The 25615-nt window shown below is 31.2% G+C and carries 12 protein-coding genes, 5 tRNA genes and 1 CRISPR repeat array; all 17 genes read left to right on the top strand.

The features are described 5' to 3' along the window. The first annotated feature begins 22 nt into the window (after positions 1-22). The 17 genes from L2Z92_RS18955 (at position 23) to L2Z92_RS18875 (ending at position 25164) form a co-directional block, all read left to right on the top strand. Positions 23-5092 (top strand): DUF4132 domain-containing protein, encoded by a 5070-nt coding sequence (locus L2Z92_RS18955; protein ID WP_236456264.1) that lies wholly within the window; start codon positions 23-25, stop codon positions 5090-5092. Between the two features lie 1569 nt (positions 5093-6661). Next, entirely contained in the window at positions 6662-7387 is a 726-nt protein-coding gene (locus L2Z92_RS18950; protein ID WP_236456263.1) for a hypothetical protein, read from the top strand. A 529-nt stretch (positions 7388-7916) separates the two neighbouring features. Further along, positions 7917-11738 (top strand): type V CRISPR-associated protein Cas12a/Cpf1, encoded by a 3822-nt coding sequence (cas12a, locus tag L2Z92_RS18945; RefSeq protein ID WP_236456262.1) that lies wholly within the window; start codon positions 7917-7919, stop codon positions 11736-11738. Between the two features lie 30 nt (positions 11739-11768). After that, a CRISPR array of direct repeats spans positions 11769-14277; the repeat unit is 36 nt; unit sequence GTTTTAAAGACAAACTAAATTTCTACTATTGTAGAT. 37 nt (positions 14278-14314) lie between these two features. Beyond that, positions 14315-14659, top strand: coding sequence for a hypothetical protein (locus L2Z92_RS18940; RefSeq protein WP_236456260.1), 345 nt, complete (start codon positions 14315-14317; stop codon positions 14657-14659). A 1056-nt stretch (positions 14660-15715) separates the two neighbouring features. Continuing rightward, positions 15716-15789: transfer RNA gene (locus tag L2Z92_RS18935), tRNA-Leu, on the top strand. A 6-nt stretch (positions 15790-15795) separates the two neighbouring features. Continuing rightward, positions 15796-15867: transfer RNA gene (locus tag L2Z92_RS18930), tRNA-Glu, on the top strand. Positions 15868-15872: 5 nt separating this feature from the next. Beyond that, positions 15873-15945: transfer RNA gene (locus tag L2Z92_RS18925), tRNA-Gln, on the top strand. 81 nt (positions 15946-16026) lie between these two features. Further along, a tRNA-Pro gene (locus tag L2Z92_RS18920) sits at positions 16027-16098 on the top strand. Between the two features lie 134 nt (positions 16099-16232). Further along, a tRNA-Thr gene (locus L2Z92_RS18915) sits at positions 16233-16304 on the top strand. Positions 16305-16493: 189 nt separating this feature from the next. Next, on the top strand, positions 16494-17504 hold the full coding sequence (locus L2Z92_RS18910; RefSeq protein ID WP_236456259.1) for an RNA ligase family protein: 1011 nt from the start codon (positions 16494-16496) through the stop codon (positions 17502-17504). A 152-nt stretch (positions 17505-17656) separates the two neighbouring features. Continuing rightward, entirely contained in the window at positions 17657-17974 is a 318-nt protein-coding gene (locus L2Z92_RS18905) for a hypothetical protein (RefSeq protein WP_236456257.1), read from the top strand. A gap of 292 nt (positions 17975-18266) precedes the next feature. Beyond that, positions 18267-18662, top strand: coding sequence for a hypothetical protein (locus L2Z92_RS18900; protein WP_236456255.1), 396 nt, complete (start codon positions 18267-18269; stop codon positions 18660-18662). 379 nt (positions 18663-19041) lie between these two features. Beyond that, positions 19042-19476, top strand: a complete 435-nt coding sequence (locus L2Z92_RS18895; RefSeq protein ID WP_236456254.1) for a hypothetical protein — start codon at positions 19042-19044, stop codon at positions 19474-19476. Positions 19477-20256: 780 nt separating this feature from the next. Then, a complete protein-coding gene (locus L2Z92_RS18890; protein WP_236456253.1) occupies positions 20257-21354 on the top strand; it encodes a slipin family protein in 1098 nt (365 codons plus the stop codon). A gap of 558 nt (positions 21355-21912) precedes the next feature. After that, positions 21913-24156: a TerD family protein gene (locus tag L2Z92_RS18885; protein ID WP_236456252.1), complete on the top strand. Its 2244-nt coding sequence runs from the start codon at positions 21913-21915 to the stop codon at positions 24154-24156. A 211-nt stretch (positions 24157-24367) separates the two neighbouring features. Further along, the gene (locus L2Z92_RS18880; protein ID WP_236456251.1) at positions 24368-24619 is read left to right on the top strand and encodes a hypothetical protein; all 252 of its coding nucleotides are present in this window, start codon (positions 24368-24370) and stop codon (positions 24617-24619) included. After that, on the top strand, positions 24616-25164 hold the full coding sequence (locus L2Z92_RS18875) for a 3'-5' exonuclease (protein ID WP_236456250.1): 549 nt from the start codon (positions 24616-24618) through the stop codon (positions 25162-25164). The genes L2Z92_RS18880 and L2Z92_RS18875 overlap by 4 nt, the downstream gene beginning before the upstream one ends. Positions 25165-25615 lie beyond the last annotated feature (451 nt).

The raw sequence follows: 25615 nt of genomic DNA, 5'->3' as shown, positions 1-25615 counted from the left end.
ATATAAAAAAAATCATACTACTATGTCAATTGAACTTGCATTAGCAAAAAATGTAATAGAGAATCCTCTTACTCGGTATAAAAGAGAATTAGAAGAATGTATAAATAATGATTTTATACTAAAGCAAATAGAAAATAATAAACTAGAAAAAGTGGTTGCAGAATTTGGATGGCAATTAGTAACCATAAAAAACAATAACAGTTATTACATTTCTTTAGGATCAGAAGAGTCAACTCTTTTTGAGAAATGGGTTACTAATGATATGTGGGACAATCCAGAATATTATGATTTATTACTTTATTTCTTTGGCGAAACCAATGCCAAATATGTAAAAGATACTTGGAATAAACTTCCTTATAAAGCCTATCAAACAGGGTATACAAGACGTTCATTTAGAGCTCCAAATCACGATAAAATTTTATTAGTGAACCAAGTTAATTTTCTAAGAACATTACTTTTAGGATCTTATTTGTATCAATATAGAAATAATATCTATTATAATTTAACTATAGAAGAGCAAATAAAATATGATACTGAAATAGCGAATCCTCAAAACCAGTTTATGATTTGGTCTGCAGCAATAGATGCTGGAGATCAAAAAGTATATCAATTAATTGAAGCTATTATTTTTAATAAAGAAACAGTAGGAAAAGTATCAAAAAATATAATTAAGGCCTTACTAAATAGTGACAAGAAAAGCTCTTGGGAACTTGTAGAAAAGTTATTGCTTGCTGCACAACGACAAGAAGGATTGCGTCAAACAGTTTTAGAATCGTTAGATGAAACAAGTATAGAAGCTCTAGAATACATGATAAACGTTATTATTGAAAATAAATTAACTCGTTTTTCATCAGTAGTAAGAGCAATAGATACTTGGACAGGACTAGGTTGGGAAGCAGAAAAAGAAACCACAGTGCGTAACATTCTTCAATTTGCATCGCACTATTTTGCAAATCAAGATAGTATACCAGCTGGTATTCAGAGTAAAAACAATAATGAGGTTTACATGGCATTATGGGTACAAGGTGTTTTAGATATTCAAAAAACAGTACCTTATTTGCATGATTTATTAGAAAATGGATCTGTAGAAAAAAAATGTTTAGCCATACGATTTGCTGGTGAAACCAACGATCCTTACATAGAAATGCCTATTTATTACAAAGCATTAGAAACTGAAAACCTTCAAATACTTGCTTTTTTATCTTATAGAATGAAAGCTTTGTTAGAAGCAAACACAAAGGGGAAATACTATATTAATAACCCAGATTACCCCAATTTTTTTCAAAAAGTATACGATTTAACACAGTCTATCACTGTAAAAGAAAAAGCATTTGAAGGGAAAGTATTCTCTTGGTCTACTGTTAAATTTGAACGCGATACGCTGTATGCTTCAGCAATGGCATTAGTAGGAGAAAATCAAGAATATTTACAACTGATATTAGACGATTTTGATAACCTATCAATTCATTTAAGAGAAAAAATAACCCGAGAAATACTAGGGAAATACTACTGTTATTCTTTTTATGCTTTAAAAGATAATGCTTTAAAAGATAAAGAAACACCTACCGAATTTCAGAGAGCGTTTGCTCTAAAAGTAATAAAAGATAGAGGAGAAGCTATAATGGCTTCGGCTATTTGTACATTGAGTGCTGTAGAATTAAATAATACAGAATTAGATCTTTTTGAAGACTTATTAAAACGTAAAAATTCTACTTTAAAGAAAAACATTATTGAAATGCTAATAAAACAAGACGATAGCATTTTAATCTCTTTTATAGATGGAATTATTGAAAAAGGGAATATTGAGCAACGAATGAGTGCTTTAGACCTTATTTTGCAACTTCAAAAAGCAGAAAAATTAGCTGTAAAAATAGAAGAATGGCTAAAAGTATTTTCAGAAAAAAGTAACCTTTCTGAAAGGGAATCTAAGTTTTTAGAACAAATAAATCCATCTAATGATATAGAAGTATTATCACAAGAAAATGGCTATGGTTTTTATGATCCGAATGCAATTTCTACTTATGCTTTACCCGAAATAGCAAAAGATTCTTTCTACACACAAGTAACCCAAAATAATAAATATGGTTTTTCAAAACCGTATGAGGCAATCAAAGAAGCAATAGATAGATTATATAATCTTTTTGAAGCCAACAAAGATTATGAATATGAAATAGAATATTATGATACTACTAGAGAGAAAGTACTGTTAGGAAATAACTTTAGTGAACAAAAGAGATTAAAAGGCAAAGTAACTCCAGAAGAGCGTTTTGTGAATTATCCATTGCATGCAGTTTGGGAAAACTGGTATGTTACTGAAGGTTTACAGCCTATAGATTTATTCTTACTGAGTTTTGCAACGTCTTGCGATAGAAAAGTATTTAGGGATACATTAGAAGAATATGTTTTCTATTATCATAAAGAAATTCCTAATCCTAAGAAAGATAAATACTATTGGTCCAATCCTTTATTTACAATTATAAATGCATTAAAACTAAAATTCCCTTTCAAAGAAAAACAAGATTACCTTATAGATGCCTGTTCAAAACTGTTTAGTAATTTGCCTGAATCAGTTTTAGAATATAAATACAAGCCCGAAAAAAACGATTACTATAGAAATTCAGACAGCGGTAATGGTTTTCAAAGCGAATCTTATTTTGGTGTGTTCTTAGAAGCAATTTCGCTTAATGAATTAACTACAGCACAACAACATAAAGTTTGGAACTTATATAGATGGTATCAATTGTCTGGCTTAAAAGAAAATTATGCTTTTAGCAAACCTCCTTTGTACATGTATTGTGTGGCTTATGAAAATAAATATATTACTGAAGGAGAATTATATGAGGGTATTTTAGATGGTAACAGGTTGTCTTTACTAACAGGAGATAAAAACAACCGTAGAGAGCGTGATAGTGCTAATTTAATGAAAAACTTTTCTTTCTTATCGCCAATGATAGATAAAATAAGAAAAACATTTTTAGATATTGAAGTGAAGCGAGGGGATGCTAATACATCCGTAACTCATTTAGTACAACGTTTGGAAAAAATATACGGAGCCAATCGTTTTGTAGAACTGCTAGAAAACGTAGGGAAAGCCAATCTATACAAAGGCTATATTTATTCATGGGGGTATACCGAAATGAGCAAGCAAAAACTATTTAGTTTTTTATTAAAAAGATGCTTCCCATTGCAAACGGATACTCAAGAAGCATTTAACACCTTAGTACAAAAAAGTAAACTTACAGAAGAACGATTAGTTCAGGCAGCTATTTATGCACCACAATGGCAAAAACTAATTAGCAGTTATCTCGATTGGAAAGGGTTAGATGAGGGTATTTGGTGGTTACATGCTCATACTAAAACATCGGGTTATAGCGATGTTAATTCTGAATTAGAAAGCGAAGTAGCTAAATATTCTGCAATAGACTTGCAAGACTTTAAAAGCGGAGCTGTTGATAAAGACTGGTTTGTATCATCATACAAACAATTAGGAAAAGCCAAATGGGAAATATTATATGATGCAGCCAAGTTTATAACCGATGGAAACGGACATCGTAGAGCGCGCTTATATTCTGATACTTTAACGGGAAGTTTAAAAATTAGAGAAGTAACTGCAAAGGTAAAAGACAAACGCGATCAAGATTATTTGCGTGTTTATGGATTAGTTCCACTTAGTAAAACCAATGCAGAAAAAGACGTTTTACAGCGCTATGAATACTTGCAACAATTTAAAAAAGAGAGTAAAGAGTTTGGTTCCATGAAACAAACTAGTGAAGCTTTGGCTCTTAGCGTTGCTATGGAAAACTTAGCCCGAAATGCAGGCTATGTGGACCCAATGCGATTAACTTGGGCAATGGAAACCAAACAAGTACAGCAAATATTATCAAAAGATACTGCTATTTCTTTTGATGATGTAACCATTAGCTTAGTTATTAACCAAGAAGGTAAAGCCGATTTAGAAGTAACCAAAGGTGATAAAAAATTAAAAGCTATACCTGCCAAATTAAAGAAAGAAAAAGAGCTAATAGAACTAACTAGTTATAGAAAAACCATGCGAGAGCAATGGTCTCGTTCAAGAAAAGGACTCGAAGAAGCTATGGTAAGGGGTGATGCTTTTACATTAGACGAAATGACAAACCTATTTGAACATCCAGTAATTTCTAAACATTTAGAAAAACTAGTATTTGTAGTCAATGATACACAAGTAGGTTTCTTTTCTTCGGGTAATTTAGTAGCTGCTACAGGAGAAATTATTCCATTAGAAGAAAACCCAACATTTAGAATAGCACATTGTTATGATTTGCATGCCAATGCTGTTTGGACAGATTTCCAATCGTATTGTTTTGATAACAAGTTAGTACAGCCATTTAAACAAGTTTTTAGAGAGTTATATGTACCAACACCCGATGAGTTAGCTGAAAGAGCTATTTCTCGTCGCTATGCAGGACATCAAGTACATCCAAAACAAACTTTGGCTCTTTTAAAGAACAAAGGCTGGAAAGTAGATTATGAAGAAGGCTTGCAAAAAGTATTTCATGCAGCAGGTTTTCAAGTAAAACTATATGCTATGGCCGATTGGTTTTCTCCAGCAGAAGTAGAAAGTCCAACATTAGAAACTATTGAGTTTCATTCGTTAAAAGATTATAAAAACATTCCTTTTGAAGACATTAACCCAAGAATATTTTCAGAAGTAATGCGCGACATAGATCTTGTAGTGAGCGTAGCCCATGTTGGAGGAGTAGATCCAGAAGCCAGTCATTCTTCTATTGAAATGCGTGCTGTTTTATTAAGGGAAACACTACGATTGTTCAAAATTAATAATGTTGAGGTAAAAGAATCACATGCTTTAATTACTGGAACTATGGCAAATTATAGTGTTCATTTGGGTAGTGCTGTTGTGCATCAAACACCAGGGAAATATTTATCCATTTTACCTGTTCATTCACAACACAGAGGTAGACTATTCATTCCATTTGCCGATGATGATCCGAAATCGGCAGAAGTAATGTCGAAAGTACTCTTGTTTGCCAAAGACAATGAGATACAAGACCCAACTATTCTTACGCAAATAGATAAGAAGATAGCTGTAAACTAATTCAGAAGTCAATTATTACTTAAAGCCGACAAGATTATTTGTCGGCTTTTTTTGTTTACTTAATTTTCGTTTTCAATAGTATGCATGTTATAAAAAATACCATTTATCATTTGAATTCTATTACGAAAAATAGCTGCTTTATATTTGCTTCAGTACTCCGTTTTACGTCTTCAATGTAGCTAATGCTACATTTGTGGGTTAAAACTTCCGTACTTCGCAACTATTTTGGATCTATTTCTCTCATGACAAAGTCTAATAGGTAATTTGGGTTTAATTACAAAAAGAGCTTTGTCTTAGGGGTACCACATCTACAAGGTATATACGGGGTTGCTATGGGGTTAATAGGGAGTAGGTATGGGGTAAGTGTGTTTTTTAGTTTATGGTTGTAGGTTAAAGGTTGTATTGCAAATCTATGTGTTTATTTAATTGTAAACCAATATTCTCAAAACTTGTCTTGCTGTAGGCATGCTATTTGGAATTTTACAAACAAAATTATTAACAATGAACCATTAATAATTTATCAATCATTAAAAACAACGGATTAAAAACAACGGATTAAAATCACGTTGCTACAAAATGGGTCGTTCCTCTGGAACTTACACGTTTTGTTTTTATGGGTAAGAGCAATTTTTATTAATAATTTATCATCTATCATTCATCATTAATTTTAGAGTTCGGTATATATGTAGGGCAGGGTTTTAACCTTGTTATTAGAACAAAACAGGAGACGGAGAGGGATTTTAACCACCCCGTCCTTCGGACACCCCTCCAAAGGAGGGGAATAGAAGCTTTTTATGAAATTGCTTTTCTCATTTCCTAAAAATCACTGACGTAATACAAACAAAAAACTAATTTGTAACACTATCATTCACCATTAATTTCAGAGCTCGATATATATTGTAGGTCAGGGTTTTAACCTTGTTATTAGAACAAAACAGGAGACGGAGAGGAATTTTAACCACCCCGTCCTTCGGACACCCCTCCAAAGGAGGGGAATAGAATTTTTTTATGAAATTGCTTTTCGCATTTCCTAAAAATCACTGACGTATTACAAACAAAATCATTATCCCCTAGAAAATAGATAATAAAAACTTGTTTGTATTTTGTTGATATATTTGTAAAACAAGTTTCAATTTTAATTAATAATCAAGAATTAGTCATTCATTATCAAACATCAGTAATACAGTATAAAAACATGTCCTTCATGGGTTTTGTATATTATAATCCATTATTGATATCAATAAAATAGATAATTAAAACTTGTTTGTATTGTATTAACGAGTTTGTAAAATGATTTTCAATGTTGATTAATAATTAACCATTAAGAATTAATTATTTATCATTAACCATCAATCCTTAACAAGTCGTTGTTTTATAAAGATGGCATAGTTTTTATGGTTTGATTTTGTATTGATTATGGTTTCGTTCGCAAAGCTCCCTTTTTTTGAAAAAAAACAACAAAAAGATATAAAATTAGGGGTACCACAACCCCGAGCAAAACCCGAACAAAACCCGAACAAAGTCCGAACAAGACTAAAAGAAAGAAAAAAAACACTAAAAAATAAGGTTATGGCATTAATAGAAGTAGAGGGAAACTACCCAAAAAGAATAGGAAACTATGTTATTTATGAGTCTAGAGGGCAAATGATTATTAGGTCGATAAGTGGTTTTACTACTAAAGGCTTAAAAAGCGCAAAGAAATATGAAAGATGTAGAGAAAATGCGACCGAGTTTGGAAAAGTGTCTTCTTTGTGTAAGGTAATTAGAATGTGTTTAAAAGGCATTTTACCAAAACAAAATAACCTGGCAGTAGTAAATAGTTTAACGAAGAAAATGCGTACTGTAATGACTTGCGATTCAACGTCTGAAAGGGGTAAGCGCACGTTAGCAATAGCGCTACAAACTATTGAGGCTAAGAAAATGCTAGAAGGTTATTATTTTAATCCTGATGCTGCTATAGATTTACATTGTTCTATTAGCGATTGTTTAGAAGTGAATGCAACTTCTTTAACCTTTCCTAAAAAAGCGAATTATTTAGGCGCTAAAGTGCATTGTTTTACTTTTAATTTTACTACGCAAGAGGCACAATTAACGAGTAGTGCTATCTGTTTTTACGGTAAAAAACATTTGCCCGATTATTTGCATTTGCCCATAGTAGCACATGCTACAAAAAGTACAGGGATTGTATTTACTATTCTTGAATTGGGTTTTTTTAGCTATACAGGTGGTGCTTTTGTTCCTGTAGCAGACGATAGTAGTAAAGTGGTTAAGGTTGTGGATGTAGCAACGGATTAAAATCGCGTTGCTACAAAATGGTTCGTTCCTCTGGAACTTGCACGTTTTGTGTTTATGGGTAAGAGCAAGTTTCATTAATAATTAATCATCTATCATCAACCATTAATAATTTTCCATTAATTAAAAAACAACGGATTAAAATCGCGTTGCTACAAAATGCATCGTTCCTCTGGAACTTGCACGTTTTGTGTTTATGGGTAAGAGCAAGTTTCATTAATAATTAATCATCTATCATCAACCATTAATAATTTTCCATTAATTAAAAAACAACGGATTAAAATCGCGTTGCTACAAAATGCATCGTTCCTCTGGAACTTGCACGTTTTGTGTTTTTTTAAATGTTAGGTCTAAAAACGGAAAATAGCCTCAATGCGAAAAACCGTAAGTTATTATAAAATAAAAACTTTAGTTTAGCAAACTGGTGGTGAAATGCTTTCTATGTATTATTTTTAGGAATTAATAGAAACATTGAAATTATCTAATTTAGACAGACAATAAAAAAAACAAATAGCAAACGAATTGAATGACTATGAAAAACTTTAGCAACCTTTACCAAGTAAGTAAAACAATACGTTTTGAGTTAAAACCAATTGGTAGTACCTTAGAAAATATTGAAAACAAAAGTTTATTAAAAAATGATAGCATTAGAGCCGAAAGTTATCAGAAAATGAAAGAGACCATCGATGAGTTTCATAAATATTTTATCGATTTGGCTTTAAACAACAAAAAGTTAAGTTATTTAAACGAATATATAGCATTATATACCCAAAGTGCAGAAGCAAAAAAGGAAGATAAATTTAAAGCAGAATTTAAGAAAGTTCAAGATAATTTGCGAAAAGAAATTGTTTCTTCTTTTACAGAAGGAGAAGCTAAAGCTATTTTTTCAGTTTTAGATAAAAAAGAACTTATTACTATTGAATTAGAAAAATGGAAAAACGAAAATAACTTAGCAGTTTATTTAGATGAAAGTTTCAAATCATTTACTACCTATTTTACTGGTTTTCATCAAAATAGAAAAAATATGTATTCGGCAGAGGCTAATTCTACTGCTATTGCCTATCGTTTAATACATGAAAATTTACCCAAATTTATAGAAAACAGTAAAGCATTTGAAAAGAGTAGTCAAATAGCAGAATTGCAACCAAAAATTGAAAAGTTATATAAAGAATTTGAAGCCTATTTGAATGTGAACAGTATAAGTGAACTGTTTGAAATAGATTATTTTAATGAAGTGCTTACTCAAAAAGGAATTACTGTATATAACAACATTATAGGGGGTAGAACAGCAACAGAAGGCAAACAGAAAATTCAAGGGTTAAATGAAATTATTAATTTGTATAACCAAACCAAACCTAAAAATGAACGATTACCAAAACTAAAACAACTATACAAACAAATTTTGAGTGATCGCATTTCATTATCTTTTTTACCAGATGCTTTTACCGAAGGGAAACAAGTTTTAAAAGCCGTTTTCGAGTTTTATAAAATTAATTTGTTGAGCTATAAACAAGATGGAGTAGAAGAGAGTCAAAATCTTTTAGAATTGATACAGCAAGTTGTAAAAAATTTGGGTAATCAGGATGTAAACAAAATTTATCTTAAAAACGATACCAGTTTAACCACGATTGCACAACAATTATTTGGTGATTTTTCGGTTTTTTCTGCTGCTTTGCAATACCGTTATGAAACGGTTGTAAACCCAAAATATACAGCAGAATATCAAAAAGCAAACGAAGCTAAACAAGAAAAATTAGACAAAGAGAAAAACAAGTTTGTAAAACAAGACTATTTTTCTATTGCTTTTTTACAAGAAGTTGTTGCCGATTATGTTAAAACCTTAGATGAAAATTTAGATTGGAAACAAAAATATACACCTTCTTGTATTGCCGACTATTTTACTACCCATTTTATAGCAAAGAAAGAAAATGAGGCAGACAAAACTTTTAATTTTATTGCTAATATAAAAGCAAAATACCAGTGCATTCAAGGAATATTAGAACAAGCAGACGATTACGAAGACGAATTGAAACAAGACCAAAAACTTATTGATAATATAAAATTCTTTTTAGATGCCATTTTAGAAGTAGTACACTTCGTCAAACCGTTGCACTTAAAATCGGAAAGTATTACCGAAAAAGACAATGCTTTCTATGATGTTTTTGAAAACTATTATGAGGCTTTAAATGTAGTGACTTCGCTTTATAATATGGTGCGTAATTATGTGACTCAAAAACCGTATAGTACAGAAAAAATTAAATTGAATTTTGAAAATGCACAATTGCTAAATGGTTGGGATGCGAACAAAGAAAAAGATTATTTAACAACTATTCTTAAGAGGGATGGGAGCTATTTTTTAGCTATTATGGATAAAAAACATAATAAAACATTTCAGCAACTTACAGAAGATGATGAAAACTATGAAAAAATGGTTTATAAACTATTACCAGGCGTAAACAAAATGTTGCCAAAAGTTTTCTTTTCTAATAAGAATATAGCTTTCTTTAATCCTTCAAGAGAAATTTTAGACAATTATAAAAACAATACACATAAAAAAGGAGCAACATTTAATCTTAAAGATTGTCATGCATTAATAGATTTTTTTAAAGATTCGTTAAACAAACATGAAGATTGGAAATATTTCGATTTTCAATTTTCGGAAACCAAAACCTATCAAGATTTAAGTGGTTTTTATAGAGAAGTAGAACATCAAGGCTATAAAATAAATTTTAAAAAGGTGAGTGTTTCACAAATAGATACGCTAATAGAGGAGGGGAAAATGTATCTATTTCAAATTTATAATAAAGATTTTTCTCCCTATGCTAAAGGAAAACCGAATATGCACACGCTGTATTGGAAAGCTCTTTTTGAAACACAAAATTTAGAAAATGTGATTTACAAATTGAACGGTCAGGCTGAAATATTTTTTAGAAAAGCCTCTATTAAAAAGAAAAATATTATTACTCATAAAGCCCATCAACCCATTGCTGCAAAGAACCCTTTAACTCCAACGGCAAAAAATACTTTTGCTTATGATTTAATAAAAGACAAACGTTACACGGTAGATAAGTTTCAGTTTCATGTGCCTATAACCATGAATTTTAAAGCCACAGGAAACAGTTATATTAACCAAGATGTTTTAGCTTATTTAAAAGACAATCCAGAGGTTAACATTATTGGTCTGGATCGTGGAGAACGTCATTTGGTCTATTTAACGTTAATCGATCAAAAAGGGACTATTCTTTTGCAAGAAAGTTTAAATGTAATACAAGACGAAAAAAAAGCCACACCCTATCATACTTTGCTCGATAATAAAGAAATAGCGAGAGACAAGGCTCGAAAAAATTGGGGCAGTATAGAAAGCATTAAGGAACTAAAAGAAGGCTATATTAGTCAAGTAGTGCACAAGATTACAAAAATGATGATCGAGCATAATGCTATAGTAGTAATGGAAGATTTAAATTTCGGTTTTAAAAGAGGGCGTTTTAAAGTGGAAAAACAAATCTATCAAAAACTAGAAAAAATGTTGATTGATAAACTGAATTATTTAGTATTAAAAGACAAACAACCGCATGAACTAGGCGGACTATACAACGCTTTGCAATTGACCAATAAGTTTGAAAGTTTTCAGAAAATGGGTAAACAATCGGGATTTTTATTCTATGTTCCTGCTTGGAACACCAGTAAAATAGATCCTACAACTGGTTTTGTGAATTACTTTTATACCAAATATGAAAATGTAGAAAAAGCAAAGACTTTCTTTAGTAAGTTTGAAAGTATTCTATATAATAAGACCAAAGGGTATTTTGAATTTGTGGTTAAAAACTATAGTGATTTTAACCCAAAAGCAGCCGATACAAGACAAGAATGGACAATTTGTACGCATGGAGAAAGAATTGAAACCAAACGACAAAAAGAGCAAAACAACAACTTTGTAAGCACAACAATACAGCTAACAGAGCAGTTTGTAACCTTTTTTGAAAAAGTAGGTTTAGACCTTTCAAAAGAATTGAAAACCCAGCTAATAGCGCAAAATGAAAAGTCCTTTTTTGAAGAATTATACCATTTGTTAAAATTAACCTTGCAAATGCGAAACAGTGAAAGCCACACCGAAATAGATTATCTCATTTCTCCAGTAGCCAATGAAAAAGGAATCTTCTATGATAGTAGAAAAGCAACAGCAAGCTTACCAATAGATGCCGATGCAAACGGAGCCTATCATATTGCCAAAAAAGGATTGTGGATTATGGAGCAAATTAACAAAACCAACTCGGCAGACGATTTAAAGAAAGTGAAATTGGCTATTTCTAATAGAGAATGGTTGCAGTATGTGCAACAAGTACAAAAAAAATAGCGAACAAATAAACGTTCCTTGGCATCATTAAGAAACTAGACAAACTAAATTTCTACTATTGTAGATATTGTTTCATTCGGAATATTATAAGTAGGTTTTAAAGACAAACTAAATTTCTACTATTGTAGATAACAATATAATATATAAAGGCACACTTGTTTTAAAGACAAACTAAATTTCTACTATTGTAGATGCAAAAGCTTTGAATATTAAAGGCACTGTTTTAAAGACAAACTAAATTTCTACTATTGTAGATGTAGGCGTTGGTGTTTGTGTTGGATTATGTTTTAAAGACAAACTAAATTTCTACTATTGTAGATACATAGGACACCCCATCTATAGTTACGTTTTAAAGACAAACTAAATTTCTACTATTGTAGATTCTTCAACTAATAAAAAAGTACTGTTTGTTTTAAAGACAAACTAAATTTCTACTATTGTAGATACATAACCGAATCATTAACAACGTATGGTTTTAAAGACAAACTAAATTTCTACTATTGTAGATTTATTGACATCTCTGTGAGGTTCATTTTGTTTTAAAGACAAACTAAATTTCTACTATTGTAGATCAAACCAGTTTATGCTTTGTTTTTGGAGTTTTAAAGACAAACTAAATTTCTACTATTGTAGATTAGTGACAGGACCAGTTTTCATATAACGTTTTAAAGACAAACTAAATTTCTACTATTGTAGATTACCAGCAATCATAGGGTTAATAGCAAGTTTTAAAGACAAACTAAATTTCTACTATTGTAGATTAATGGTGTTATTCTTACAATTAATGGTTTTAAAGACAAACTAAATTTCTACTATTGTAGATTTTTACTACTCTCTCTTCTTGCTTGTATTCGTTTTAAAGACAAACTAAATTTCTACTATTGTAGATCAAGTTTTAAGAGATTATATGGGTAAGTTTTAAAGACAAACTAAATTTCTACTATTGTAGATAACACACCTCGCATTTATAGTAACTTTGGTTTTAAAGACAAACTAAATTTCTACTATTGTAGATTATTGCAGATATTGACGACGATGTAAGTTTTAAAGACAAACTAAATTTCTACTATTGTAGATAAGAACCTAAGCCAGCTTGCACTTTGCGTTTTAAAGTCAAACTAAATTTCTACTATTGTAGATAGCAGTACCTTAACGGATGGGTTTTAAAGTTTTAAAGACAAACTAAATTTCTACTATTGTAGATTTAAAGTCTGGGTGTAATCTTATTTTTTGTTTTAAAGACAAACTAAATTTCTACTATTGTAGATTTAAAAAGAATCTTGAAAGAATTAAAAGGTTTTAAAGACAAACTAAATTTCTACTATTGTAGATACTTAGGTATATGCTCTTATGCAGCTGGTTTTAAAGACAAACTAAATTTCTACTATTGTAGATCTAATACTGTGTTTTTTGTAGTTTTCGTTTTAAAGACAAACTAAATTTCTACTATTGTAGATTGGACCTGATGGATAATAAATGTAATGTTTTAAAGACAAACTAAATTTCTACTATTGTAGATTCCCAAACACAATTCTCAACACCTTGAGTTTTAAAGACAAACTAAATTTCTACTATTGTAGATGCCTTATTTGGTAGTATCTCTTCTTCGTTTTAAAGACAAACTAAATTTCTACTATTGTAGATCTAGAAAACTTGATAAACACTACTTTGTTGTTTTAAAGACAAACTAAATTTCTACTATTGTAGATAAAGATGTTTAATTCTCTTTTCCTGTTGGTTTTAAAGACAAACTAAATTTCTACTATTGTAGATCAAGTGCAATGCTGGTAAACTTAGGCAGTTTTAAAGACAAACTAAATTTCTACTATTGTAGATTCCTTTAAAAACATATCTAAACAACAAATGTTTTAAAGACAAACTAAATTTCTACTATTGTAGATTACAATCATATACAATATAAAGCAGATGGTTTTAAAGACAAACTAAATTTCTACTATTGTAGATAAGAAACCGAAAGTGTTTTAAGTGATAAGTTTTAAAGACAAACTAAATTTCTACTATTGTAGATTTGAGAGTAGTTTAAATGCAGTTATTAATGTTTTAAAGACAAACTAAATTTCTACTATTGTAGATAAGAGTGCTATTATCAAGCAGATACTTGTTTTAAAGACAAACTAAATTTCTACTATTGTAGATTATTAACTAATACCTTTTCATTTGATGGTTTTAAAGACAAACTAAATTTCTACTATTGTAGATTGTGTACATCTGCGACCATTGGTTTTGTTTTAAAGACAAACTAAATTTCTACTATTGTAGATAGGTTGTTTAATGATTTGCTCATCCATGTTTTAAAGACAAACTAAATTTCTACTATTGTAGATATGTAATGATTGTAGATCTTATTTAACTGTGTTTTAAAGACAAACTAAATTTCTACTATTGTAGATGCAACAGAAAAAATTGCAACTTCAATGTTTTAAAGACAAACTAAATTTCTACTATTGTAGATTGAGCATAAGTACCTCTAGGAGCGCCATAGGTTTTAAAGACAAACTAAATTTCTACTCTTACGCACTGCTGTATCTTTTTATAAATTTGGCAAAAAAACAAACATGTTTAAAAGAGTATTTTTTATTTCCCTTTTTCTTTATGCTCCTTCTTTTATCGGTTTTAGTAATAAAGTGCATGAGTTACTAGCGCTAAAGGCTTTTTTTGATACAAAGGAAGAAATTAAATTGTTGCTTAAAATTTCAAAAGAGGGTATACTATCTTTAGAAGATGCACAGGCTAATAATGTATCGATTCAGCAGTCTTTTGAAAAGAAAATGCAAAAGGTGTATGACTGGATTGCTACCGAAAATGCGCAAGGAAATCGTTTGCAACCAGCCTTAAATATTTATAATGAGGAGGGAGATTATTATTTGGAGTTTTCAAATTTTTCTTTTTTTCAATTTTAATTTCTATATTTGCCCTCGAAATGAAAACATTAAGACAACATATTGCTATACTATCTATGGATAGTAACTACCGTTTAGTAGAGGGATTCCCTGCTAAGGGCAATAGGTCGTTTGTAATGTTTTATGAGTTTTAGAATACAGAAAAAGTACTTTTTACTTCACAATAGATACAAGCGTCCTTCACAAGAGGGCGCTTTTTTTGTTTTGTTTTGTTTTGTTTAGTGAAGAGAATAGAGGAAAGAGAATAGAGAATAGAGAATAGAGAATAGAGAATAGAGAATAGAGAATAAAGAGAAGAGAGAAGAGAATAAAGAGAAGAGAATAAAGAGAAGAGAATAAAGAGAAGAGAATAAAGAGAAGAGAATAAAGAGAAGAGAATAAAGAGAAGAGAATAAAGAGAAGAGAATAAAGAGAAGAGAATAGAGAATAAAGAGAAGAGAATAAAGAGAAGAGAGAAGAGAATAGAATTAAAAAAATAAAAAAGAAAAAAATGTTTAATGCTTAATAAAAATAAAACAAAATAAGACTTGAAAGCTAAGCAAATGAGAGACAGTCATTTGGATGATTTAAGGATATCGGTTGTAAAACGGACAGGCTTTTCTTTGTTTAAAAATGAGCTTAACTAATTGATAATCAGTAAAATAATTTTAAAAAAGATTTGGAAGTTTACTTTTTTTGACTTTATCTTTGCAGCAGAAATAATGAGAACAATCAATTAGTTATGTTTAATTAGTAATGATTGATTTTTGAAGAAGTAATAAAAACAATTGATTAATTAATCAGTAACAATTTATAATTAAGAAACATGAGAACACTAGATATACAGTATAAAGGAGAACAAAAAATGAATTTAATTTCACTAGAGCGTAGCTTTTCACTAAACCCGAGTTTTGACTTCGCGGTAAAACGAAACATGCAGGTGCATCACTATAGGCAATAGGATATTACTATCTTATTTGTATACATGAAGCACCTTTAACGAGGTGCTTTTTTTGTGTTGTTTAGTAGTTAGTACTTAGTGATTAGTACTTAGTGAAAAGTCCTTAGGAAGAAAATGCAGGAATGGCGAAACGGGTAAACGCGTTAGACTTAGACTCTGAATTTTGAGAGTTCGATTCTCTCTTCCTGTACAAAATGCTCCGTTCGTCTAACGGTTAGGACAACTGCCTTTCGAGCAGTAAATACGAGTTCGATTCTCGTACGGAGTACAAACTGATTTGTGATGTAAATGGTTAGCATAAGAGACTTTGACTCTCTTTGTTCGGGTTCGAATCCTGACGAATCAACAAACGTTCTTAGAAAGGAACACCCACTCAAAGGATGGTTTTTTTGACTGTCTCTCAAAAAGACTTGACTTTGAGTAACCGCTGGGAAGATAACGATGGTTGTTTACTCGCTTTGGATGCGAGAGGTTGCAGGTTCGAGTCCTGCTTCCCAGACTGTTTAGTAGCCAGTGATTAGCGCATAGTGATTAGTAAATAGTGCTTAGTAAATAGTGCTTAGTAAATAGTAATTAGTGAATAGTAAGACTTTGACTCTCTTTGTTCGGGTTCGAATCCTGACGAATCAACAAAATGCTATAGCTCAAAGGATAGAGCAACAGCAATGTATGCTGGAGATGGAGGTTCGATTCCTTCTGGTGTTTAAGTGATTAGTACTTAGCTGTTCGTTAGTTCGAGTGTTTTTATGAAATGCAAATAGCAATTTTATAAAAAGAGTATCGAGAACTGTTGTTAGAAAATGCTTCTCGATAGGCTTCGCACTCGAAGTGACGTAGATTGGGAGTACTATTGAAGTGATTAAAAAAGGTAATAAAAGTAAAAAAATAGAAAAAATGGAATTTAGAAAATATAATTCAATAGAAAATACGTACCAAAAGCAAGTTTTGGAACAAATTATCATGCATGGTTTTGAAAAAGAAACCTATATCGTACAAGAAAAAGTACACGGTGCTAACTTCTCTTTCTATACAGATGGAGTAACGATTAAAATTGCAAAACGTACTGATTTCGTGGATGAAGAGGAAACTTTTTTTAATGCTCACGAAGTAGCAAAACGATACAAAGAGAACGTATTGGAAGCTTTTAAAACGGTACAATCGGAATTTCAAGAAACCCAATTCATTGTGATTTTTGGAGAATTGTTTGGAGGGAATTACAATCACAAAGATGTACCTGTAGTAAAAAATGCTATTAAAGTGCAAAAAGGAGTAGACTATTGTCCGGAGAACGATTTCTATGCTTTTGATATTAAAGTAAATGGTACGCATTATTTAACGGTTGATTCGGCAAATAGTGTGTTTGAAAAAACAGGTTTCTTTTATGCAAAGACCTTGTTTGAAGGGACTTTAGAAGAAGCGTTTCGTTATCCAAATGAGTTTAATTCCTTGATTCCAGATTGGTTGGGTTTGCCAAAAATGGAAATGAATATTTGTGAAGGGGTAATTATTAAACCTAATGTGCCTAAGTATTTTGGAAACGGATCACGTGTGATTTTGAAGAATAAAAACGATAAATGGGCAGAAGTAGGTAGGAACAACAAGCCTAAAAAAGAACATAAAGAAGATTATTTTTCGGGAGAAGCACAAAACATTTGGGAGGCTATTCAAAACTATATTACAATGAATAGATTGTATAATGTGTTGAGTAAAGAGGGGGAGTTTCACCCAAAGATGATAGGGAAGTTAGTCGGATTGTTTTCACAAGATGTGATTGCCGATTTTAAGAAAGACCACCCAAATGCTTTGGAGGTTTTGGAAAAAGAAGAGCAAAAAAGAATTAATAAAAGAGTCAATAACCAAGTGATAGGCTTAATTAAAGAAGAGTTTATGACGTTTAAAGTGTGAACATTTTTATAAGAAAGCACCACATAGGCACATAGTATTAGGAAAAGTTTCCTAGTTCTGTTTAATTGGATGAATTAAAATTTATCAAGCATCTTATGTGTCTATGTGGTTTAAGAAAACAACAAAATAATAACAATTTAAAAAATAAAAAAATGCGACAAGATATACTAAAACGATTTTTAACGAATACCGACGAAACAGGAAGATTCTTAATGAAATCGAAGATAACAGGAATTATTTATTTCGTAGAACCTATTTATAATGGAAAAACACCCAAATGGGGCGACTTAAATCCTGCAACGGGACAATTAGAAGGAAATTATGGTTCCAAATATACAGGAGCTGTTACTAAGAAAGAGTCCCTTATTACAGAAGAGAATGGTTTTGTAAATATTGGCTATTTCAAAGGAAGTCCCTTTGGAGCCATAGATCAACGAGATAAAGCCCATCAAGAACGCTTAAAACAATAAAAAAATGCAAAGCTATAGACGTGGATTAATTATTTAATTGTTAATGGTTATAGATTGTGTAAAGTTTTATTATTATTAAATAAGCACGCAGATTTAGCTGATTTACTCAGATTTTTATTCGCAATCTTGTCACCCTATAAAGGGTCTCATTAGTAGTTCTATAAAGTGTTATGTGAGTTTCTTGTGGAATGTTTGCAATAGTACAGTATTGAGAATAATTTATACATTTTTTGAGCTACGTAGAATAGTTGCGTACTACTATTGAAATCTTTGTATCAGAAAATAAAATGATATGAAAACGATTCGACTTTATTGTAAAACATGTAATGCAAAATTGACTGATGATTTAACAGAATTGAATGCCAATGCTTTACGATTTGAGGATGGTGTGGATATGATAGCGAAAAATAAGTTCTCCATTACTAATCATGAAAACAGTGGCAAAGAAATAGTGATAGCAATTGATGCTTATTTTTTTAAAAATCATAAAGATTGTAATCGTTTCTCAGGTTGTTGTGGTAGTTCTGGTTTAGATGGAATGAATAAAACCTGTGTTAACGGACATGAAATAGCTACAGAAGTATCTGATTGTTGGACACCACATTATATCAAAGTGAATTTAGCTAAAGTAACTATTAAGGAAAAGATTACTGATTATGAATACAAAAAAATGCTTTACGGTATTTAGTTTATAGAATTAGTAATAAAACGTTCTTTTAAAATTACTATAAAAACAATTAGCCTTTGCAAAGAGACCTTTCTTTTTAATAAAGAAACACTATCTAAAGACCTGAAAAGGGTGTACGTTTCTGGAACTGCTGTTTTGCTTTTCTGTTTGTATTATTTGCCAGTACAATAGGGTGAATGAAATAGAAAACCCTTGCAACACTTCTTTTAACTTCTCTTTTTCCGTTCTTTAAAAGTAAAGGCTATTTTGTTTTAAGTAGTTGATAATTAAATAAAATAAAAGATTCTTAAGCTACGTAAAATAATTGCGTACTTGTAATGAAATCTTTGTAAAGAAATAAAATGTTAGGTAGTATTTAAAACTTAAAATTAGACTTAAAATGATCTATACTTTTGAAAAATCAGATTTGATAACCAAACAATTGAGAAAGTTTACAACTGCCTATACACATCATGTTGTTGGACAATATGCAAACATTGATTTTTGGATTAATGAAGTAGTTACATCGCTAAAAGCTATAGACGAACATAAAAAACGATTTGATAAGCTCTATACTGCTCAAAAAGAATGGACAGAAGATCATGGAACTGTTATACATAAATATTGTTTTATTTGTAATGGAAGATGTGAGTTTAGTAATGGAAAACCAAGTTTGCCAGTGTATAAACAGGAAAAAGGTCTACGTAAAGAATTGGTCGATGCTGCTTATTTTTTTCTTTTGCGATGCTTTAGAATTGGATTGCTAACTAGAGAAGAATTAAAACAAAAATGCGACACGATTGGAACAAGTATTGATCCAAATGATTTAGAATAATACCATTTATCACTTGAATTTACTGGAATAAAATGCCCTTTTTTCCTCGCTATTTCAATATAAAATAAAAACGTAGCGATGCTATGCTTTGATTTTCTATTTCATATCAAGAAAAAAATCATCATTTTCTTTTACGGTAAATTACAAATCACAACTGGTATAAAAACGTTCTTTTTAAAAGACTAAAAATATCAAACAAGTCCTGTTGGGTGTTTCTGTATAGCACTATTGTAGTATTCGTTTCGCAATTGCGTATGATGGTTTACTATGCAACTTGATTTGGAGGTTTTCGGTTGTTTTCCAAAAAAACAATCACCAAATGTTTTACAGGTTCGAATCCTGTTGCTACAATGTAGTATGGCGAAAATGGTAGACGCACAAGATTTTGGTTCTTGCACATTAATAAGGGTTCGAATCCCGCACGCAATTCAATGCGATTATAGGTTGAGTACATTCTCTCGTTAAAAAGAATGAATCAAAGAAAACAGCTTGTCTTTGTTAGTAAAACCTTTTTAGCAATAAGAAGGAGGAACACTCACAAAAAGACCTGAAGATTGAGTTTGTTATTGGAACAACTAATTTGCTTTTGTATTTGCTTACGTACTATTCTTATGGCTCGTAAAAAATAATACAACACCATTTTAGTACTTCTTTTAACTTCCTTTTTTCCGTCCTTTTTGGAGAACAAAGGCAAAACGTTTTCTTATTTAAAAAGAGAGAAGAGAATAAAGAAAAGAGAAAATAACATCCGATTAAATTCAGATTAAAAATATAGAAAATATGATAAAAAGAATTACAATAGATGCTTATCAAGTAGGATTAGTATTTGAAAACAGAAAACTAATTAATGTATTAGAAGAAGGGAAATATTGGATAACGGGAGCTAAAAATGTTGAAATACATGAAAAAGCATTGCCTTTTTTACCAAATATCGATTTGAATATACTTTTGCAAAATGAAGCATTGGCAAGTTTACTTGAGGTAATTGAAATTCCAGATTATCATGTGGCTTTTTTCTATGTAGACACTCATTTTAAAGATGTTTTAACAAAAGGAAAATATGCTTTTTGGAAAGGTATGCATACTTACAAATACACAATTGTTGATTTAACTTCGGTTGAAATTGATAGGGAAATACCAACCTATTTATTTGATGAGGTGAGAGTGAGAGGAATGATAAGAAGTTTTCAATTGAACAGTAATGAAAAAGGATTGTTGTTTATTGACGGGAAGTATCAAAAAACAGTTGAAGCTGGTACGTATTACTTTTGGAACAATACTACACCCATTGAGATTAAGAAAATAGATTTGAGACAACAACAATTGGAAATTTCTGGACAAGAATTGTTGACCAAGGACAAAGCGGCTTTGCGAATCAATTTCTTTGTAACGTATCAGGTGGTTGATGCCATTAAAGCATTGGTAAACAATAAAGACTATGACAAACAATTGTATGTAACGATGCAGTTGGCTTTGAGAGCTTTTGTAGGTGATTTTACTTTAGACGAGTTGTTGAGTAAAAAAGATACGATTGCCGAAGTTATTTTGGAAGCAACCAAAACAAAAGTAGCAACTTTAGGTTTAAACGTTGCTACTGTTGGAATTCGTGATGTTATTTTACCAGGAGATATGAAAGAAATCATGAATCAGGTTTTAGTAGCTGAAAAGAAAGCACAAGCCAATAGCATTATGAGACGTGAGGAAACAGCTTCCACAAGAAGTTTGTTGAACACGGCTAAATTGATGGAAGAAAACGAAATGCTTTGGAAGTTGAAAGAGATGGAATATGTAGAGAAAATTGCTGATAAGATTGGTGAAATTACGATTTCTGGAAGTGGCAACATTATCGGTCAATTGAAAGAGATTTTTGTGAAGTAAATAAAATAAAATAAAAGATTTTTAAACTACGTAAAATAATTGCGTACTTATAATGAAATCTTTGTAAAGAAATAAAAACGTTCTTTTAAATACTAAAAATGAGTCAACAAGGTCAAGTATAAGTTACTTCAAACTTCCTCCTAAGAAACACACTTGTGCGATTATCAGTTGATTCATCTTTTGGGGCAGTAGCTCAGTGGTAGAGCAGGTTAGTTTATACATTATCAAAACGTCAGAACTAGTTGGACAATACCAACATACTTCAAACAGGTTAGACTTCTTCGGAAGTCTTGGTTCGAGTCCAAAAATGTTGGTACATTTTCAAATAGCGTTTTGGTCAATTCAAACTTACTTCAGCACTTATAACGCCCAGGTCATGGGTTCGAATCCCATCTGCTCCACTATAGAAGGTCAAAACTAACTTACTTCAACCACAAACTTAAAATTTGTCAAACTAGTTAGTCCATTATCTTCTAGAATTAAGGTCAAGTGCTTCTTACTTCAAACTCACGATAAGAACTAGAAGCACCATTATCTAATTTTTTAAAAATAAATACAATGAAAACAAACGAATTATTAAAAATCAGCTTGCGTCAAAACGCACTATATATTCCTAGTGAGTTTATCACTGGAAATGCCACAACGATTACAGGGCCAACATCGGTTTTAGTAGCCAATGTAGCCAAGTTAGGATTTGCTTTTTCAGAAGAAGCTCTACAAGCTATTAATGCAGTACATCCAAAATATAAGTTAGAAATTCAAGACATCATAAAAGAAGTACTAGGTGTTAACAAAAACTGGACACCATTGGTAAAAAACTGGGAGATTCCAACAGGAGAGTCTTTGTATGATCATATTACTACTTTTTTTGCGAATGTTTTTAAAACTAATAAAGGAACCACTTTAGCATGTGGACATATTATTCCTGCGAATACGTTTCCATTAGAGCGTTATAATGGTTGTCCTTATTGCGGTACTCCATTTGAGTTTGATACAGCTAAACAAGAAGGACAAGGTAGTAAAATGAAAGTATTGGAGCTTTGGACTGAGAAAGAGTTACATGCTTTTTATTATTCGTTATTAAGTTCTAAAACGGCTTTAGACGCTACACAAGTGGATAGTTTGAAAGCATTGTTGTCTCATTTGCCATTGCCAAGCGAAGTGAAAATTGGAATTAAGGAAACCATGATGTTGGTGATTGATACGTTGATCGACTTGGATAAAGAAGAAAAGGCAAGTGCTCTTTTTACTTCTCCAACGGATATTTTACGTTACTTATGGTACAAGAAAACCAATTTATTGCAGATTGTTGAACCAAAAACAATCATCAATAGAATTGCTAGTAATAACCAACATTTCTTTGTTGCTGCTGATAATAGTGCGAAAGCGAAATTAATCACAACAGTAGACTTGAAATTAAAATATTCAAGAAAGGAATGTTTAATGGTAGCAAGATGGTTGAATGATTTGCCATTAGAAGCAGAAAAAGCATGTGAAATGATGCATCCAAAAAGAGCAATGTGGGTGCGTTTTATTAGAGCTTTGCGTTTGCCAGAATATAGTAAGCGAAAAGGATTTGAAGCTTTGAAAACATTGTTAGATGTATTTTATAACCAAACCTATGAAGTGTGGCAAGGAAGAGTAAATTATTATCGTTTGCGTTCTGATGCAAATAAAACTTTTGCTTTATTACAAGAAAGACCCGGTTTGTTTGCTCGTTCGTTATTCTCTAACATGTTATGGTTTGGACCTGATGAAACGATAGCTGCTTTTACTGCTATTATTGATAAAGTACCTGCAAGATTGGTGTTTACGTTGAATATGTATGCGCAAAACTACTTTGATAGCAACATACAAAGAAGTGTGAAACCTTTAGGTGGTGTAAATAAGAAAATTGGATCTAATAGATTGTTATCGTTGTATAACGAAGACCAATTAAAAGCGATGCAAAATCAAATTGAAGATTTATGCTTGTTAGCGATGGAGAAGCGATTTGCAGCTCAAAAGAATGAGAACAAAACAATTTACATTGATCCGCAATTGTTCAATATGCCAGTAGCTATAGGCGATAGAAGTGAAACCATTCAGGATTTACCAGTAGCTTTAATGGGAACTCGTTTTCCAATAGAAGGTAATACTGTGCGATTGTTTATGCAATGGGGACAAGGTTTACCTGCTCAGCATTTGGATATGGATTTGAGTTGTCATATTGCTTATGCAGATAAATCTGAGATTTGTTCGTATAGCCAATTGCAAGCAACGGGTTGTAAACATAGTGGTGATGTAATTCATATTCCAAATCAAATTGGTACAGCCGAATACATCAATATCGATATAAATGCACTAGCTTATGCTGGAGCCAAATATGTAACCTTTACTTGTAATGCTTATAGTAATGGAAGTATTACACCCAACTTAGTTGTAGGTTGGATGAATAGTAAATATCCGATGACTATTTCAGAACGATCTGGTGTGGCTTATGATCCTTCTTGTGTAGATCACCAAGTACGAGTGACACAAAACGTGGCTAAAGGTTTAGTATTTGGTGTACTTGATGTAGCTAAAAGAGAAATCGTTTGGTTAGAAATGACTTTCGGAGGTCAAGTTGTTCAAGGTTTGGATTACAAAGGTGTTCAAGCTCTATTAGCGAAATTATCGAGCAAATTGAATATTGGTAGTTTGTTAACTATAAAAGCAAAGGCTCAAAATTTGCAAATTGTAGAGGCACCAGATGCTGATGAAGTTTACGACTCAAAATGGGCCATAAATGCAGCTGCTGTAACGCAGTTGTTAGTAGATTAAACAAAACCTCGGAATTCTTATTTCGAGGTTCTATACCATTTATCATTTGAATTTACTAGAATAAAACGCCCTTTTTTCCTCGCTATTTCAATATAAAATAAAAACGTAGCGATGCTATGCTTTGATTTTATATTTCATATCAAGAAAAAAATCATCATTTTCTTTTATAGTAAATTCAAATTACAACTGGTAGAACAAAAACTTAGAAATAATGAAAAAAGAGAATACAAATAAAAATACGTTACACGCAATAGTAAATATAATACAGGCAATAAGTTTAGTATTTACTATAATAGGTTTAAATAGCCAAAGTAAGAGTAAACCAGCCAAAAATGCTTTTTTGGATGACATACACAAACACATGGCTAAAGTAAAATTAGACGAAATGAAAGTGAAGAATGGAAAGAACAAAAATACAATAGCGTTTGACTCCATCTTTATAGCAATGAAAAATAAAAAATGAAAACAACAGAAAAAATAATCATCATAGATTTAGAAGCGACTTGCTGGAATGGTCCAGTGCCTAAGGGGCAAGTCAACGAAATAATAGAAATAGGTATTTGCGAATTAGATACTCTTTCTGGAGCGATTACCAAAAATAAAGGAATCCTTATTAAACCAGAACATTCCACGGTAAGTCCGTTTTGTACCGAACTGACCACAATTACTCAAGAATTATTGGATAAGGAAGGAATGTCTTTTGAAGATGCTATTGAAATGCTGGAACAGGAATACCAACCCGATCAATACACTTGGGCAAGTTACGGTCAGTACGATTTGAACATGCTGAAAAAACAATGCTCCTACAGGAAAATTAGTTACCCTATGGGAAGTCATCACATTAACGTAAAAGAATTGTTTAGTGAAGTGAAAGGACTGAATAAAAAAGTAGGTATGAACGGAGCGTTGGAAATTTTAGATATTCCATTAGAAGGAACACACCACAGGGGTGTAGACGATGCGAAGAATATTGCTAAGATATTGCATTGGTGTCTTGAGAATGAGTAATTAGTCCTTAGTGAATAGTGATTGGTAATTAGTTTTACTATAATAAAAATACTCTTGATGTGCCTTTACCGAAGTTGTCTTTTATTAGATTTTCTTTGGTAAAGGTTTTTTAATTGTAGTAGTATTAGCAGTGAATAGTTTAATAAATGAATCAAATATTTATATTTGTTTTTTAACCTTATCCAATATGATTTTTCCATAGATGTTCATTATAAAACCGATTATGCCAAAACGGTTTTGCTGTTTTTTGAAAATTGGCAAAGTGAAACCCTAGTAATGTAGTGACTCATAGAATACCAAAATAGGAGATAGGTATCATTTCCTAAAACTTTTTTAATCAATATTTGCTAAATAAAATAAAGAAGTAGTTGTTTATTGTTCTTTGTTGAGGGGATTAATAATACAGATTATTGCTATTAAGATTGTCATTTATTGAAATAGTTTGTCTCTA

This window comes from Flavobacterium jumunjinense (assembly GCF_021650975.2).
Classification (GTDB): Bacteria; Bacteroidota; Bacteroidia; order Flavobacteriales; family Flavobacteriaceae; genus Flavobacterium; species Flavobacterium jumunjinense.
Note: the sequence above shows the minus strand (reverse complement) of the source record. Positions and strands in the feature narration are given on the sequence as shown.

What these genes read in the sequence shown, in the direction of transcription:
- L2Z92_RS18955 (WP_236456264.1), top strand. Translation starts at nt 23, where the DNA reads ATGTCAATTGAACTTGCATTAGCAAAAAATGTAATAGAGAATCCTCTT.
- L2Z92_RS18950 (WP_236456263.1), top strand. Translation starts at nt 6,662, where the DNA reads ATGGCATTAATAGAAGTAGAGGGAAACTACCCAAAAAGAATAGGAAAC.
- cas12a (WP_236456262.1), top strand. Translation starts at nt 7,917, where the DNA reads ATGAAAAACTTTAGCAACCTTTACCAAGTAAGTAAAACAATACGTTTT.
- L2Z92_RS18940 (WP_236456260.1), top strand. Translation starts at nt 14,315, where the DNA reads ATGTTTAAAAGAGTATTTTTTATTTCCCTTTTTCTTTATGCTCCTTCT.
- L2Z92_RS18910 (WP_236456259.1), top strand. Translation starts at nt 16,494, where the DNA reads ATGGAATTTAGAAAATATAATTCAATAGAAAATACGTACCAAAAGCAA.
- L2Z92_RS18905 (WP_236456257.1), top strand. Translation starts at nt 17,657, where the DNA reads ATGCGACAAGATATACTAAAACGATTTTTAACGAATACCGACGAAACA.
- L2Z92_RS18900 (WP_236456255.1), top strand. Translation starts at nt 18,267, where the DNA reads ATGAAAACGATTCGACTTTATTGTAAAACATGTAATGCAAAATTGACT.
- L2Z92_RS18895 (WP_236456254.1), top strand. Translation starts at nt 19,042, where the DNA reads ATGATCTATACTTTTGAAAAATCAGATTTGATAACCAAACAATTGAGA.
- L2Z92_RS18890 (WP_236456253.1), top strand. Translation starts at nt 20,257, where the DNA reads ATGATAAAAAGAATTACAATAGATGCTTATCAAGTAGGATTAGTATTT.
- L2Z92_RS18885 (WP_236456252.1), top strand. Translation starts at nt 21,913, where the DNA reads ATGAAAACAAACGAATTATTAAAAATCAGCTTGCGTCAAAACGCACTA.
- L2Z92_RS18880 (WP_236456251.1), top strand. Translation starts at nt 24,368, where the DNA reads ATGAAAAAAGAGAATACAAATAAAAATACGTTACACGCAATAGTAAAT.
- L2Z92_RS18875 (WP_236456250.1), top strand. Translation starts at nt 24,616, where the DNA reads ATGAAAACAACAGAAAAAATAATCATCATAGATTTAGAAGCGACTTGC.